The sequence below is a fragment of the Paraburkholderia agricolaris genome, from assembly GCF_009455635.1.
Lineage (GTDB): Bacteria > Pseudomonadota > Gammaproteobacteria > Burkholderiales > Burkholderiaceae > Paraburkholderia > Paraburkholderia agricolaris.
In genome coordinates, this window is sequence record NZ_QPER01000002.1 from 1,067,140 (window position 1) to 1,081,944 (window position 14,805).

The window sequence follows — 14,805 nt, forward strand, 5'->3', positions numbered from 1 at the left end:
GTGCTCCCGCGCTTAGTGCCTGATCAGATACATGTCTTGCGTGGCGCGCTGGTCAAGGTAGTTGGTCGACGTGTAGCCGCCGACATACGGTTTGACCAGCCGGTCGGCCGAATACTGGAAGAGCGATACCACGGGGTAGTCGTTCATCGCCAGATCGTGCGCCTGCGTGAGCAGCGCGGTGCGCTTCGCGTCGTCGAGCTGCTGGTTGCCTTCGTCGATCAGTTTGTCGACTTGCGGGTTGCAGTAGCGCTGGTCGTTCTGCACGCTGTTGCAGCGGATCAGATCGAAAAACGAGTTGGCGTCGTTGTAGTCGACGAACCAGCCGTCGCGGGAGGCCTGCACCTTGCCGTCGTGGCGTTGCTTGAGCAGAACCTTGTATTCGACGTTTTCGAGCCTGGCGGTGACGCCGAGCTTGGTGCGCCATTCCGAGGTGGCGAACAGCGCGACCTTCTTGTGCAGGTCGTTGGTGTTGTAGGTGAGTGTGAAGCTCAGCGGCTTCGCATCCGAATAGCCGGCCGCCTTCAGCAGGTTGCGCGCGTAGTCGACGCGTTTGGCCATTGGCCAGCTCGCCCAGTCGGGTGTAAACACGGCCGAGCCTTCGGTGCCCTTGGCGATCAGGCCGTACAGCGGTATTTCGCCGTCGGCCGTCAGACGTTTGGTCAGCAGGTCGCGGTCCAGCACCATCGCCAGCGCCTGGCGCACGCGCTTGTCCTTGAAGTCCGGGTCGGCGTTGTTCAGGCTGTAGTAGTACGTGGCGATTTGCAGGCCGGGTTTCAGTTCGGCGCCGAACTGCTTGCTCACCTGCGCAAAGATGCCCGACGGAATCGAGTACGTGTAATCGAACTGGCCGGCCTGATACATGCGCATTGCCGTTTCGTCGTTTTCGATCGGCAGGTAGGTCACTTTCGTGATCACCACCTTGGCGGCGTTCCAGTACGTGGGGCTCTTGCTGGCCACCAGACGGTTGCTCGGTTGCCAGTCGGTCAGCGTATACGGGCCATTGCCGACAAAGTTGCCGGGACGCGTCCAGTCGCCGCCGAACTTCGTTACCACCGCGCGATTGACCGGGACCATCGTCGACATGGCGGTCAACTGCGGAAAGAAGGCAGCGGGTACTTCGGTCGTGACTTCGAGCGTGTAAGGATCGACGGCGCGCACGCCGAGGCTCGTGAGCGGCGCCTTGCCGGCGAGAATTGCCTTCGCGTTCTTCACGAATTCGACCAGCACGGTGTATTTGGAACCCGTCTTCGGATCGAGCACGCGTTGCCACGAGTAGACGAAGTCTGCTGCCGTGACCGGCTGGCCGTTGCTCCAGCGCGCGTCGTGGCGCAGCTTGAACACCCACGTATTCGGGCCGGTGCGCGACCACGACTCGGCGACACCCGGCACGATCGCGCCGCTTGCATCCATGCGCGTCAGGCCTTCAAACAGGTCGAGCCCGATCGTATTGCCGGTCCACGATTCAATATGCGCGGGGTCGAGCGATTCGGTTTCGGTCGGCACCTGGCGGGTCATCTCCTGGCTGGCGGCGAGCGTGACGCCGGCGGGCACCGTGACGGCGAAAGCGGAGGGCTGAAACGCAAGGACGAGCGCGGCCAGCGCCGCTCTATGGACGAACGGGTTTTTCATCGGTTGAGATCGCAGGAAAGGTCGGGAGAAGAACGCGCCGGCGCCGGGGCGCCCGGTTATCCGTGGTACCCGGACCGGGGCGGCCCTTGTTGCTCGTGCTGGTTGCGCGACATACAGGATTCCTTACGTTTAGTAATGCAGGCGGCCCCTGGCCGGATCAACCGGAGAAGGTGCCTGCTTTTTAAAACAGTCTCGGTGTACCCACCCAGACGACCACCGTCTCGATACGCGCGGTATTCGCCCAGCTATGCGGCACCGTCGATTCGTAATGCGCGCTGTCTCCCGCGTGCAGCACGAACGTCTTGCCTTCCAGCGTCAGCGACACTTCGCCGCTGATCACATACACAAATTCTTCTCCGGCATGCGTGGTGACTTCGGAGCGCTTCTGCCCGGGCGGCATCCTCACGAGGATCGCTTCGAGCTGACGGCCCCCCGTCAGGTTGGTCAACCGTGCAAACAGATTGGCCGAGTCCGCAAAACCGAAAAACTTCAACTGATCGCCGCGACACACCGAGCGTTCTTCGCTTGGTGTGTCGACGAAATACTGCACCGTCACCCCGAGCGCGTGGGCAATGCCGGCCAGCGATGTGATGGACGGCGATGCCAGACCGCGTTCGACTTGCGACAAAAACGGTTTGGAAATCCCCGCCGCCGTTGCCGTGTCATCCAGGGTGCGCTTCAGCCGTTGCCGCAGCGCGCGGATCTTGCTCCCAAGTTCGAGTGCCGGGTTGTTCTTTTGAATTGTCGTGACCATAGCAGGAGGAAATTAGCCCGTCAAAATTTGTTTGATATAAGTAAATATGGTTTGATTGCGGCTCAAGCCGGGTTGGCGGGCTATTCAGCACCCGGTCATGCAAGGGGCCGCATTTTCGAGACAGCGCTCTATGTTGCCAGAACTGAAATTCGCCTCAGCCGTTTTGACTGGAATTCGGCGAGAAACCTGCAGCGCAAGCGGTAAAGATTGCGGCATGCACAAGCGTATGCACATGGTTGCGCATTGATGCAGGTTGAGTATCCGGCGTAGTTAAAGGCATGACATCAAAGCTTATTTTCAGGCAGATAGGACTTCGTAATGTAGCGGACTGGCTTGTAAGAACCGGTAATTGGCGTGGCACTAGTGAATTCCCTGAGTGACGAATCGTGTTTCTATTTGCAGAATCTGGCCGCCTGGCGGTTGAGGGCGCGTCTTTGTATCAGACGCGATGCCGGCCGCTGTTTTTCATTCCGCGCGCAGCGATCCTGCGCAACGGAGCATTGTCCAGCACGTTCTATCCGAACGCCGGCTGGCATGAGGACTTGACTATCATTGCCGATTTTTCCCGCCGCGAGCGTAGCGTTCGCCGCCAGACGCGGCCGCCGTCATGCGACCCCTGGTTCGCCGGCCGCCGGACCCCCATTTTCCGCGATGCTTTATCATTGAGCCCGTTCCGCTTGCCGGAGCCTGAGCCCAATGTGGCGCAGCGCCCCCTAAACCCCCAAAAGGACTTCCTTCGGGGCAGAGGAGTTCCCTCGGGGCGCACCGCGTGGCGGGCCTCTATCCCATCCCCTGGTTTTTCTGCTGGTTTTGGCGTCTCGCTTTGCAGTTCAGTCTGCAAATGAGCGCACCGCTCAGTTTCCAGATGAACGTGTAGATGAACGCGCCACTGATTGCGCACGCGTATGCCAATGCGCGTAGCGCTCGGCGTCCGGCCGGCTGAGCGTTTTCCAGAGCCCGTTTTTCGCGCCGCATGGCCAGCCCATGCGCCGCCGCAACCGTAAGTACAAGAGGTACATGATGAATTCGTCCAATCCCGCGGACCGCGCACCGGTCTCGCAGACCCGTTCGTTTTCGACGGTCTTTCTGATCGAGATGTGGGAGCGCTTTGGTTACTACGGGATGGCCGCGCTGCTGGTCCTGTTCATGATCGACAAGCTGAACTTCACCGACAGCCACGCCACGCTCACATGGGGCGCGTTCACGGCGCTGGTGTACGCATCGCCGTCGATCGGCGGCTGGATCGGCGACAAGATTCTCGGCGCGCGCCGCACGATGATCTTCGGCGCGGTCGTGCTGGCGGCCGGTTATTTCATGCTGGCGCTGCCCAATGAGCAATTGAACTACATGTACGCGTCGCTTGGCGTGATCGTGGTGGGTAACGGGCTTTTCAAGGCGAACGCCGCGAATCTCGTGCGCCGCATCTATGAAGGCGACGACGCGCGCATCGACAGTGCATTCACGATCTACTACATGGCGGTCAACATCGGCTCCACGTTGTCGATGCTCGCGACGCCGTGGATCAAGGACCATTGGGGCTGGCACACGGCATTCGCGGTCTGCTGCGCGGGCATGCTGCTGTCGGTGTTGAACTACTTCATCATGTTCCGCACGCTCGCGCATATCGGCTCCGCCCCGGACGCTGAACCGATCCGCTGGAAACGCGTCGGCGCGGTCGCGCTGGGCGGCATCCTGCTCGGCACGGCCACGATGTTCGTGCTGCAGCACAAGGCGATTGCAGTGGCCTGCGTGTACACGGCGGGCGTCGCGATTCTGGCGATCTTCGGCTATATGCTGATGAAGTGCGAACGCTCGGAGCGCTCGGGTCTGATCGCCGCGCTGGTCCTGACCGCGCAGGTGATCCTGTTCTTCGTGTTCTACGTGCAGATGTCGACGTCGCTCACGCTGTTCGCGCTGCGCAACGTCGATCCGCGCTTCATCCTGTTCGGCGAGACGCTGTTCACATGGAGCGCCGCGCAATTTCAGGCGCTCAATCCGATCTGGATCATGCTGCTGAGCCCGGTGCTCGCGCTGCTTTATACGAGGCTCGCGAAGAACGGCAAAGACGTGCCGGTGGCCGTCAAATACGCATGCGGTTTCGCGGTGGTGGCGGCCGGTTTCTTCGTGTATGCGGCGAGCGGCAGCTACGCGGTGAACGGACGGGTGTCGTCGTGGTTCATGGTGGGCGGCTACGGCTTGTACTCGCTCGGCGAATTGCTGGTGAGCGGGCTGGGTCTCGCCATGATCGCGCGCTACGTGCCGGCGCGGATGAGCGGTTTCATGATGGGCGCTTACTTCGTGGCAACCGGTGTGTCGCAATACCTGGGCAGCGTGGTGGCGAATTTCGCGCAAATGCCGAAGGGCGACATGGATCCGCTCGAATCGCTGCCGTTGTACATCAAGCTGTTTACGGGCCTCGGCTGGCTCGCGGCAGTGGGTGCGCTGATTGCCGTGCTGCTGTTGCCGCTGATGCGCAAGCTTTCGCGTGAACATCAGCGTTGCGGCGACGAAGCGCGCGAGAATGCGCGGCAAGAGGCTGCGTTGAGGGGCGCGGTGGCGGAGTAAGCTGCTGCCGCGTCGGAAAGCGGCGCCAGGGTGCCGCTTTCCGCTCTCCGCTCTCAATCAACTCCGATATTTAATCCGGCATTTTGCGGAATGAAACCGCAATCCGGTTCCAGCCGTTGATCGCAATGATCAGCAAGGTCAGGTCGCTAATCTCCTGCTCGGTGAAATGCGGCTTCACCGCTTCCCATACTTCATCCGGTACTCGTGTTTGAGCGATCAGTGTGACCGACTCGGTCCACTCGAGCGCCGCGCGTTCGCGCTCGGTGAAGAACGGCGCTTCGCGCCACGCTGCGATGGTTGCCAGACGCCGCTCGGTTTCACCGTGCTTGCGAGCGTCGGCCACGTGCATATCGAGGCAGAACGCGCAGCCGTTCAACTGCGACGCGCGAATCCGCACCAGTTCCGCGAGCGATTTGTCGATCGTGCTTTTGCCGACGGTTTCTTCGAGCGCGATCATCGCGCGAGTGCCTCTCGGGCTGGCTTTGTAGAAGTCGAGACGGGATTGCATGAGCTGTTCCTTATCGTAAATGTCCGCTCCGAAGGCGGTGACGGAGGTAAGCTTACGGTCGGCATTGGTCTTTCGGAATAACCATTTCTCGGATATTTGAGGTAACCACCTGGATGGAGATCCATATCGCGGTAGAGGGGCGTCACGATCTGTCTGGACAGATCTACCGGCAATTGCGTGCCGGCATACTCGAAGGGCGCCTCGCCGGCGGCACGCGCTTACCGTCCACGCGCGATCTCGCCACGCAACTGGGCGTTTCGCGCAAGACCACGCTTGACGTATTCGAACGGCTCCTTTCTGAAGGCTATCTGAACGCCCGCGCCGGTTCGGGCACGTTCGTCGCCGATGGACTGGAACGTCTGCCGGTGCGGCGCTCGTCGCATGCGCTGGCTGCCGAGTCGGCGCGCGAGCGCGCGAAGGCGAAACAGAAAACCGCGGCGCGTGCCCAGCCGCTGTGGGAGCAGATGCCCGAGACCTTTTCGTTGCCGATGCCTACGGTGGCCTCGCCGCACGATTTCGTCGGCGGCGCGACCGACAAGTCGCTGTTCCCCTTCGATGTCTGGCGCCGTTGCGTGAACCACGCCTTACGTGTGCAGGCGCGCAGTCCGGGCTCGTATCGCGAAGTGGCCGGCGAGCAGGAACTGCGCCTCGCGATTTCGCGCTACCTGGCGTTCAACCGTGCGGTCACGAGCAACTGGGACGACGTGATCGTCACGCAAGGCGCGCAGCACGCACTCGATCTGATCGCGCGCATCACGTTGCGGCCCGGCGAAATCGCGGCGCTCGAAGACCCCGGCTATCCGCCGGTGCAGGCGTGCTTCACGGCCGCGGGCGCACGCGTGGTGCCGGTGCCGGTGGACAGCGAAGGCCTGATCGTGCGCAAGCTGCCGGACAAGGCGCGGGTGGTCTATGTGACGCCCTCGCATCAATTCCCGCTCGGTATGCCGATGAGTCTGGAGCGGCGCGTCGAGTTGCTCGAATGGGCGCAGAAACGCGGCGCCGTGATCATCGAGGACGACTACGACTGCGAGTACCGCTTCGAAGGCCGGGCGATGGAGCCGCTGAAAAGTCTCGACCGCGCCGGTCTCGTCGCGTATGTGGGCACGTTTTCGAAAACGATCTTCCCTGAGCTGCGGGTGGGCTACGTGGTGCCGCCCGCGTCGCTCTACGAACCGCTTCTCAAGGCCCGCCAGATTGCCGACTGTCACGGCTGCACGCTCACGCAAACCGCGCTGGCGAGCTTCATGCTGAACGGCGACTTTGCCAAGCATCTGCGGCGCATGCACAAGACCTACGCGGCCCGTCGCGCGATGCTGCTCGAGCATCTGCGGGGCGATCTCGCGCCGTGGTTCGAGCCGATCGTGCCGAGCGCGGGCATTCATATGACGGCGCGGCTAAAGGCGCCGTTGAGCGAAGAAAGACTCGTGAGGGCGGCGCGTGACGCGTCGATCGGTGTGTATGGACTTGCCCCCTTCCATCTGCGCGTGAAGCCGCAGCCGAGCGTGATGTTCGGCTACGGCAACATTGCCGTCGAGCATATCGATGCGGCGCTTGGCAAGCTCGCCGGCATCCTGCCGCGCCTCGCGCGCTAACGGCCTGACGCACACAAAAATATTACTTAAACCTATCTGAATCCATACAAATCAGTGTCATAAAGCAGCCGTAACCTTGCGCCTCTGTAATTGTTTGTAATGCAACGCCGCTCCTGAATGGAGCAGCGCGATAAGACGACAACCGGAGGACAGTAGGGATGCGACTGACGTTTATGGAAGCAAAGAGGATGCGTGCGTTTCGCACGGCCGGCGCCCTGGGCGCGCTGGGTGCGGTGAGCGCGATCGGCATCACGGCATGCAGCAGCAGTGACGTTGACACGGCGCAGCCGCCGCAGCAACAGGTGGCGAGCGGCACCAAGGCGACGCTCGCACTGCTGGAAACCACCGACATCCACACCAATATCCTCAGCTACGACTATTACAAGCTGGCCGAAGACAAGTCGCTCGGTCTGGAGCGCACGGCGACGCTGATCGCGGCGGCGCGCAAGGAATTCCCGAACACGCTGTTGCTCGACGACGGCGATACGATTCAGGGCACGGCGCTCGCCGACTACCAGGCGCAGGTCGCGCCGATCGATTGCAAGACCACGCTCGGCGTCTACAAGGTGATGAACCTGCTGAAGTACGACGCGGGCACGATCGGCAACCACGAATTCAACTACGGCCTGCCGTTCCTCGCCCAGGTGACCGGCAGCGCGTTCGACGTGCCGAACATGAGCCCGGTCGCATCGCAACCGGCATGCGCGGGACCGAACTTTCCGCTGGTGCTTTCCAACGTGCTCGGCGCGAAATCGCAGCAGCCGATTTTCAAGCCGTACACCATCCTCGAGCGTACGCTGACGGCCACGACGCCCGACGGCAAGACCGTCAGCGCGCCAGTGAAGATCGGGGTGATCGGCTTCACGCCGCCTGCGATCATGGCGTGGGACAAACGCTGGCTCGACGGCAACGTCTATACGCAAGGGCTGGTGGAAAGCGCCTCGAAGTACGTGCCGGAAATGAAGGCGAAGGGCGCGCAGATCATCGTCGCGATGTCGCACGGCGGGCTCGACAATTCGACCTATTCGCCGTCGATGGAAAACGGTAGCTACTATCTTTCGAAGGTGCCCGGCATCGACGCGATGCTGATCGGCCACTCGCACCAGGTGTTCCCCGACAAGAACAGCACGGTCTCGCAATTCAATCTGCCGGGCGTGGACAAAGTGAAGGGCACGGTCAACGGCGTGCCGACCGTAATGGCGAATTTCTGGGGCAAGCATCTCGGCGTGATCAAGCTTGCGCTGAACTACACGAACGGCACGTGGACGGTGGACCGCAGTTCGAGCACGGCGGAAGCACGCTCGATCCAGAACGCCGATAACAGCTACGTGGCGGTCGATCCGGCGATCTCGCAGGCGATTGCGGCCGAACACAGCGCGACCATCAACTATGTGAAAACGCCGATCGGCACGACCGATTTCCGCATGACCAGCTACTTCGCCGACGTGGGCGACGTCTCGGCCATCGAGATCGTCAATCAGGCGCAGGCGGCGTACGTGCAGGATTACGTCAACGCGAATCTGCCGCAGTATGCGGGCATCCCGGTGCTGTCGGTGAGCGCGCCGTTCAAGAGCGGTTTTGGCGGCGGCAACGATTTCACCGACGTCGCGCAGGGCAATGTGGCGATCAACAACGCCGCCGACCTCTATCTCTACCCGAACACGATTTACGCGGTGAAGGTGACGGGCGCCGATCTGAAGGCCTGGCTCGAAACCGCAGCCAAGCGTTTCAACAAGATCGATCCGGCCAACACGGCGGCGCAGGCACTCGTCAGTACTTATCCGGGCTATAACTTCGACATGATCACGTCGAAGGATTTCAGCTACGAAATCGACGTAACGCAGGCCGTGGGCAGCCGGATCCGCAACCTGAAATATCAGGGCGCGGCGATCTCGGATACGCAGCAGTTCATCGTCGCGACCAACAACTATCGCGCGAGCGGCGGCGGCAGTTTTCCGGGGCTGGACGGCAGCAAGACGATTTATGCCTCGCCGGATGCGAACCGCGACGTCCTGATTTCCTACATCAAGAAGCTGCAGTCCATCAAGGTGGCGAACAACGGCAGCGATCGTAGCTGGCGCTTCACGAAGGTGGCGACGGCCGGGCAGGTGACCTTCAAGGCGCCGCCGAATCTGACGCCGCTTGCGCAGACCTACGGCATCACCAACGTCACCCAGCTTCAGGCCGACGACGGCACCGGCAAGGGTCTCGGGGTCTACGCGGTGAACCTGAACCAATGATGGCGCGCTTCTCTTTGAGGCCGGTGGCCGCGGCGGCGACGCTTGCCGTGGCTGTCGCGATTGCTGGGGGAACCTTCGCTACGGTCGTGGGCACGCAGGTTTCCAATGTGCAGATTGACGATTGGCAGATGCAGGGGACCGCGACGCACGCCGCCTGGCCCGTGTGGCGGCTGCGCATTGCCGCGGCATTCGGCAATGTGGCGGCGCGCGAGGCATTGGCCGACGTGCTGGTGAGTTCGGCACAACTCGACGAGCGGCGCGAAGGCGTCGAGTCGTATCGTCGACTTGCGCTCGACGGCGTGCCGGCTGCGCAAGGCACGCTCGGACATCTGCTGCTGCGCGGGCTGCCCGGCATCGCGCCGGATTATGCGCAAAGCCGCCGCTGGCTGAGCGTAGCCGCGTCGCATGATGCGCAGGCGGCTTACGATCTGTCGGCGCTTTATCGCAACGGCTATGGCGTCGCGCGGAATCCCCACCTGGCGATTCGCTGGCTGGAGCAGGCGGCGCAAGCCGGGCTGCCGCTCGCGCAATTCCAGCTCGCCAACGAGTATCGCTTCGGCGCCACGCTGCCGCACGACGACGCGCTTGCGCTGCAATGGCTGACGCGCGCAGCCAATGCGGAGTTACCCGAGGCCAATCTGGCGCTGGCGATTGCCTATCGTAACGGCGAACTCGGCATGGCACGCGACGAGGACGAGTACTGGGCCCACGTGAAGGAGACCGAGCACGATCTGAAGCACGTCAGCCGACCATGATCGCGCATTGAAACGGCCCGCGATTGTCTGTTGCGGAGTCATCCTGGCCGCCCCCTGCAGAGATTTTCGCTGCAGGGGGCGTGTTTTTTCTGTCGCGTGAACCGGCATCGCGAGCGCTTCGGCGAGTCGCGAGTGAGTCATCGAGTCGCTATCCATCGGCGACGGGCAACCGGAGAGGACCGTCGGCGATCATCGTCCGGCGCTGAAAGTGCCTCTATTTACGCACTGAAATGACTTGTAACGCCCGTTACGTGTCTGTGTTGGGAGCCTGGCCGTTGCACGCAGACGCAGGTTTACCCGCTAAAACAAGCCTCAAAATGCATTGCGCAGTCTGCGCCGCGCAACAAACCTTCGCTGTTATACACAAAAGATTCGCGCAAATCGTATTAGCGCTTGTAGAATCCGGCGTTGAAGCGTGCACATACCGTGTGCGCTTCGTGCAATTCACTGACCACTACAGGTAGGAGAAACATGCCGACTTCCGCAAAAAAGGTGGCCAAGAAGGCTGCTGCCCCGGTACCGACCAAGAAGGTTGCTGCAAAGAAAGTCCCTGCGAAGAAAGCCGTCGCAGCTAAGAAGGTCGCCGTGAAGGCTTCCAGCGCTCCGTCGCCGATCAAGGACACCTTCACGAAGGCCTCGCTGGCTGCACACGTCGCTGAACGCGCTGCTGTGGAACCGAAGGCAGCCAAGGCTGTTCTGGCCGCGCTCGAAGACACGATCCTCGGCGCTGTGCACAAGAAGGGCGCTGGCGAATTCACGCTGTCGGGTCTTCTGAAGATCGTCGTGCAAGCTGTGCCGGCGAAGAAGCGCCGCTTCGGCAAAGACCCGTTCTCGGGCGAAGAGCGTTGGTTCCCGGCCAAGCCGGCTAGCGTGCGCATCAAGGCACGTCCGCTGAAGAAGCTGAAAGACGCTGCAGCAGGCTGATCGCGTTTCATGCGTTGGCGCGGTTTTTAGCGTGCTTTTAACGGTTCGTTTTTTAGCCGTGCGCTTTTAACCGTGCGCTTTTAACCGTGTTTAACGTTTGAGCCGATCCGCAGTACGAGTTGTACGAATCCCCGTGGATGCGAATCCGCGGGGATTTTTTTATGCGCGCCCGCTGTGCTTGCGAGTTCGCCGCCGGCCGCCACGGTGCCCCTTATGCACCGTACTAGCGCATCATGAGCCGTCGCAGTACGATGGCAGCGAGGCATGCCGGTCGGGATGCGCTTTTAGCGTGCATGCACCGTGTCTGGCGCGCGAAAAGCTCAATGGCATAGCGCTTGCTTGAACGATTGTCGAACACCGAATGCGCAGCGCATTCGCCTTCTATCCGACAACAAGAGCGGGGCGTGACATGCGATGCTATGACGAGATGCGTCATCATGACGATGCCGTGCGGCCACACTACGCGCGCTTTGAGCGCTGGCTGGTGAAGCAGGGCAACGAGGCGATCGCGCGCAAGCGTGCGGAAGCCGACCTGCTGTTTCGCCGGGTCGGTATCACCTTTGCGGTGAACGGCGATTTGTCCGGCACCGAGCGGCTGATTCCCTTCGACCTGATTCCGCGCATCATTCCGCGCAGCGAATGGCAGACGCTGGAGGCCGGTTTGCGCCAGCGGGTGCAGGCGCTCAATCTGTTTATCCACGACGTCTATCACGATCGCAACATCGTGCGTGCCGGTATCGTGCCGGCCGAACAGGTCTATACCAACGCGCAATACCGGCCTGAAATGCAGGGCGTCAATGTGCCGCTCGGTGTTTACGCGCATATTGCCGGGGTCGACGTGGTGCGCGCGGGCGACGAGGGCGAGTTCTACGTGCTCGAAGACAACCTGCGGGTGCCGTCGGGCGTGTCCTATATGCTGGAAAACCGCAAGATGATGATGCGGCTGTTCCCCGAACTGTTCGTGCAGAACCGCATTGCACCGGTCGCGCATTATCCCGATCTGCTGCTCGACACACTGCGCTCGGTGGCGCCTGAAGGCGTCGACGATCCGGTCGTGGTGGTGCTCACGCCAGGCATGTACAACTCCGCGTATTTCGAGCACACCTTCCTCGCGCAGCAGATGGGCGTCGAACTGGTGGAAGGCAAGGACCTGTTCGTCGACGACAACTATGTGTTCATGCGCACTACGCAGGGGCCGAAGCGCGTCGACGTGATCTACCGCCGCGTCGACGACGATTTTCTCGATCCGCTCGCTTTCCGCAATGATTCGGCGCTGGGCGTGCCGGGTCTGTTGACCGCGTATCGGGCTGGACGTGTAGCGCTCGCGAACGCCATGGGCACCGGCATCGCCGACGACAAATCGATCTACCCGTACGTGCCGGAAATGATCGAGTTCTACCTCGGCGAGAAGCCGATCCTCAACAACGTGCCCACGTTCCAGTGCCGCAAGCCCGACGATCTTGCCTACACGCTCGCGCATCTGCCCGAGCTGGTGGTGAAGGAAGTGCACGGCGCGGGTGGCTACGGAATGCTGGTGGGACCGGCTTCGACGAAAGCCGAAATCGAGTCGTTCCGCGAGCGCCTGATTGCGCGGCCGGCGGGTTATATCGCGCAGCCCACGCTGGCGCTTTCTGCGTGTCCGACTTTTGTCGAAGCGGGCATCGCGCCACGCCATATCGACCTGCGGCCCTTCGTGCTGTCCGGCAAGGGCGTGACGATGTGCGCGGGCGGTCTCACGCGCGTGGCGTTGCAGGAAGGCTCGCTGGTCGTCAATTCGTCGCAGGGAGGCGGGACTAAAGATACGTGGATGGTCGACTGACGCGGTTGCTCCAGCGGTTGCCACGCAGTTGCCACGCAGCAACGCCTGTCACACGGCAGGCAGCCGCGCCCGCAACCTGACGCGCCGGGGCAGATCACTCAGACTGCCGCCGGCGCACACGGATAACCCGCGCGGACCTTTACTTTTGCCCAGGTCTTGCGTCATCAGATACGGAACGCCGTCATGCTAAGCCGAACCGCCGATCACCTCTTCTGGATGGCCCGTTACATGGAGCGCGCGGAGAACACCGCCCGCATGCTCGATATCAACCTGAAGGCGCTGCTGTTGCCGCAGACGCCCGAACAGGAGGCGCGCGCGCAACGCTCGGTGCTGCGCATCTCCGAACTCGAAGCCGCTTTCGCACAGCGCTACGACGAACCGACCCGCGAACACGTGCTCGATTTCATGGTGGCCGACGCGACCAATCCATCGAGCATTCACTCGTGTTTGCAGGCCGCGCGTGAGAATGCCCGCGCCGTGCGCGGCACCTTGACGACCGAATGGTGGGAAACCATCAACGACACCTGGCTCGAGTTCAACGAACGTTCCTCGGCCGGCCAGGCGGCGAGCAATCCGGGCGCGCTATTCGAGTGGGTGAAGTTCCGCTCGCATCTGTCGCGCGGCGTGACGATCGGCACAGCGTTGCAGGACGACGCGTTTTTCTTCACGCAGCTCGGCACCTTCCTCGAACGTGCCGACAACACCGCGCGGATTCTCGACGTGCGTTTTGCCGACGTCGAGCCGAATTCGCGCGACGCCGCCCGCCAGCTCGAAGACTTCTATTACTGGACCTCGATTCTCAGTTCGGTGTCGGCGCTAGAGATTTATCGCAAGGTGTATCGCGACGTCGTGACGCCCGCGCGGGTGGTCGAACTGATGATCCTGAACCAGCAGATGCCGCGTTCGCTGCTCGCTTCGCTCGAAGGCGTCTGCTCGAATCTGGCGATGCTGCGCACGCCGGGCTCGAATCAGTGCGAACGGTTCGCCGGCAAGCTGCGCGCCGAGTTGCTGTACTCCGACATCCGGCAGATTTTCGAAGCCGGCCTGCACGCCTATCTGACGCAGTTCCTTGCTCGCGTGTTCGAGCTCGGCAATCTGGTTGCGCGTACCTATCTGATGCTGCCAGTCGCCTGACGGAGTTTTCTTATGTACCTGACGATCCGCCACGACACGTCCTATCGCTACGAAGCGACTGTCCATTATTCGATCCAGCAATTGCGACTGACCCCCTCGAGCGGCGCCTCGCAGGTGGTGCGGCGCTGGAGTATCGATGCGCCCGGCAAGCTCGACGCGACCTTCGATGCTTACGGCAATGCGCTGCACACGCTCGTCATCAACAAGCCGCATGGCGAGATTCGTTTGCATGTAGCCGGCGAAGTGGACACCATTGCGCTGAAAGACGGCCAGTTACCCGACGCCGTCGGCCCGATCCCGCTCGAGCATTTCACCTGCTCGACACGTCTTACCGAGGCCGACGCGGCGATTCGCGAACTGGCCGCGTCGGTGCCGAGCCTCGCGAGTTCAGGCAATCTGATCGAATTGTCCGAACAGATCGTGCAGCGCGTGAAGTACAACCCCGGCATCACCGAAGTCACCAGCACCGCCGCCGAGGCGCTCGCGCTCGGCAACGGCGTATGCCAGGACCATGCGCACCTGATGCTGGCCTGTTGCCGCGTGCGCGGCATCCCGGCGCGTTATGTGAGCGGCTACATCGAACCCGGCGACGTCGAGCACGGCGCGAGCCATGCGTGGGTCGACGTCTGGCTCGACGGCCAGGGCTGGATCTCCATCGACGTCACGCATGCCGCGTTTGCCAGCGAGATCTACTGCCGGCTCGCCGTGGCGCGCGACTACGAAGCCGCCGCGCCGGTGCGCGGCCGGCGTATCGGCGGGCTGGAAGAGCATCTGAAGGTGTCTGTCACGGTCAGTGGGCAGACGCCGCAATAGCGGCGGCAGGAGGGCGCATGCGCGCGGCATTACAATAGCGCCGTTCTGTCGTTTTTTGCGGGTACTTTCTTT

11 protein-coding genes are annotated in these 14,805 nt (G+C 62.0%); 8 read left to right on the plus strand and 3 right to left on the minus strand.

Features of this window, described 5'->3' with window-relative positions; translation table 11 throughout:
* Nucleotides 1-12 precede the first annotated feature (12 nt).
* Both GH665_RS26210 and GH665_RS26215 read right to left on the minus strand, forming a co-directional pair.
* Nucleotides 13-1,629, minus strand: coding sequence for a peptide ABC transporter substrate-binding protein (locus GH665_RS26210; protein WP_153140176.1), 1,617 nt, complete (start codon nt 1,627-1,629; stop codon nt 13-15).
* Between the two features lie 181 nt (nt 1,630-1,810).
* Nucleotides 1,811-2,383 (minus strand): cupin domain-containing protein, encoded by a 573-nt coding sequence (locus tag GH665_RS26215; protein ID WP_153140177.1) that lies wholly within the window; start codon nt 2,381-2,383, stop codon nt 1,811-1,813.
* A 1,020-nt stretch (nt 2,384-3,403) separates the two neighbouring features.
* Here GH665_RS26215 and GH665_RS26220 point away from each other — a divergent pair.
* Nucleotides 3,404-4,948 carry a peptide MFS transporter gene (locus GH665_RS26220; protein ID WP_153142306.1) on the plus strand — a complete coding sequence of 515 codons (1,545 nt, stop codon included), beginning with the start codon at nt 3,404-3,406 and terminating at the stop codon, nt 4,946-4,948.
* A 70-nt stretch (nt 4,949-5,018) separates the two neighbouring features.
* Here the strand turns inward: GH665_RS26220 and GH665_RS26225 are convergent, their stop codons facing one another.
* On the minus strand, nt 5,019-5,456 hold the full coding sequence (locus tag GH665_RS26225; RefSeq protein ID WP_153140178.1) for a carboxymuconolactone decarboxylase family protein: 438 nt from the start codon (nt 5,454-5,456) through the stop codon (nt 5,019-5,021).
* A 113-nt stretch (nt 5,457-5,569) separates the two neighbouring features.
* Here GH665_RS26225 and pdxR point away from each other — a divergent pair, with 113 nt between their 5' ends.
* The 7 genes from pdxR to GH665_RS26260 all read left to right on the plus strand — a co-directional run bounded on the left by pdxR (nt 5,570) and on the right by GH665_RS26260 (nt 14,733).
* The gene (pdxR, locus tag GH665_RS26230; RefSeq protein ID WP_153140179.1) at nt 5,570-7,048 is read left to right on the plus strand and encodes a MocR-like pyridoxine biosynthesis transcription factor PdxR; all 1,479 of its coding nucleotides are present in this window, start codon (nt 5,570-5,572) and stop codon (nt 7,046-7,048) included.
* 158 nt (nt 7,049-7,206) lie between these two features.
* Nucleotides 7,207-9,288, plus strand: coding sequence for a bifunctional 2',3'-cyclic-nucleotide 2'-phosphodiesterase/3'-nucleotidase (locus GH665_RS26235; RefSeq protein ID WP_153140180.1), 2,082 nt, complete (start codon nt 7,207-7,209; stop codon nt 9,286-9,288).
* Entirely contained in the window at nt 9,288-10,043 is a 756-nt protein-coding gene (locus tag GH665_RS26240; protein ID WP_167531009.1) for a tetratricopeptide repeat protein, read from the plus strand. The genes GH665_RS26235 and GH665_RS26240 overlap by 1 nt, the downstream gene beginning before the upstream one ends.
* A 471-nt stretch (nt 10,044-10,514) precedes the next feature.
* Nucleotides 10,515-10,967, plus strand: coding sequence for an HU family DNA-binding protein (locus GH665_RS26245; RefSeq protein WP_153140182.1), 453 nt, complete (start codon nt 10,515-10,517; stop codon nt 10,965-10,967).
* A gap of 409 nt (nt 10,968-11,376) precedes the next feature.
* Nucleotides 11,377-12,786 carry a circularly permuted type 2 ATP-grasp protein gene (locus tag GH665_RS26250; RefSeq protein WP_120344999.1) on the plus strand — a complete coding sequence of 470 codons (1,410 nt, stop codon included), beginning with the start codon at nt 11,377-11,379 and terminating at the stop codon, nt 12,784-12,786.
* 183 nt (nt 12,787-12,969) lie between these two features.
* The gene (locus GH665_RS26255; protein ID WP_153140183.1) at nt 12,970-13,920 is read left to right on the plus strand and encodes an alpha-E domain-containing protein; all 951 of its coding nucleotides are present in this window, start codon (nt 12,970-12,972) and stop codon (nt 13,918-13,920) included.
* Between the two features lie 12 nt (nt 13,921-13,932).
* On the plus strand, nt 13,933-14,733 hold the full coding sequence (locus GH665_RS26260; protein WP_153140184.1) for a transglutaminase family protein: 801 nt from the start codon (nt 13,933-13,935) through the stop codon (nt 14,731-14,733).
* Nucleotides 14,734-14,805: the final 72 nt, after the last annotated feature.

Bases quoted from the DNA above. Each gene is read 5' to 3' on its own strand.
- GH665_RS26210 (WP_153140176.1), bottom strand. From the start codon at position 1,629: ATGAAAAACCCGTTCGTCCATAGAGCGGCGCTGGCCGCGCTCGTCCTT.
- GH665_RS26215 (WP_153140177.1), bottom strand. From the start codon at position 2,383: ATGGTCACGACAATTCAAAAGAACAACCCGGCACTCGAACTTGGGAGC.
- GH665_RS26220 (WP_153142306.1), top strand. From the start codon at position 3,404: ATGAATTCGTCCAATCCCGCGGACCGCGCACCGGTCTCGCAGACCCGT.
- GH665_RS26225 (WP_153140178.1), bottom strand. From the start codon at position 5,456: ATGCAATCCCGTCTCGACTTCTACAAAGCCAGCCCGAGAGGCACTCGC.
- pdxR (WP_153140179.1), top strand. From the start codon at position 5,570: ATGGAGATCCATATCGCGGTAGAGGGGCGTCACGATCTGTCTGGACAG.
- GH665_RS26235 (WP_153140180.1), top strand. From the start codon at position 7,207: ATGCGACTGACGTTTATGGAAGCAAAGAGGATGCGTGCGTTTCGCACG.
- GH665_RS26240 (WP_167531009.1), top strand. From the start codon at position 9,288: ATGGCGCGCTTCTCTTTGAGGCCGGTGGCCGCGGCGGCGACGCTTGCC.
- GH665_RS26245 (WP_153140182.1), top strand. From the start codon at position 10,515: ATGCCGACTTCCGCAAAAAAGGTGGCCAAGAAGGCTGCTGCCCCGGTA.
- GH665_RS26250 (WP_120344999.1), top strand. From the start codon at position 11,377: ATGCGATGCTATGACGAGATGCGTCATCATGACGATGCCGTGCGGCCA.
- GH665_RS26255 (WP_153140183.1), top strand. From the start codon at position 12,970: ATGCTAAGCCGAACCGCCGATCACCTCTTCTGGATGGCCCGTTACATG.
- GH665_RS26260 (WP_153140184.1), top strand. From the start codon at position 13,933: ATGTACCTGACGATCCGCCACGACACGTCCTATCGCTACGAAGCGACT.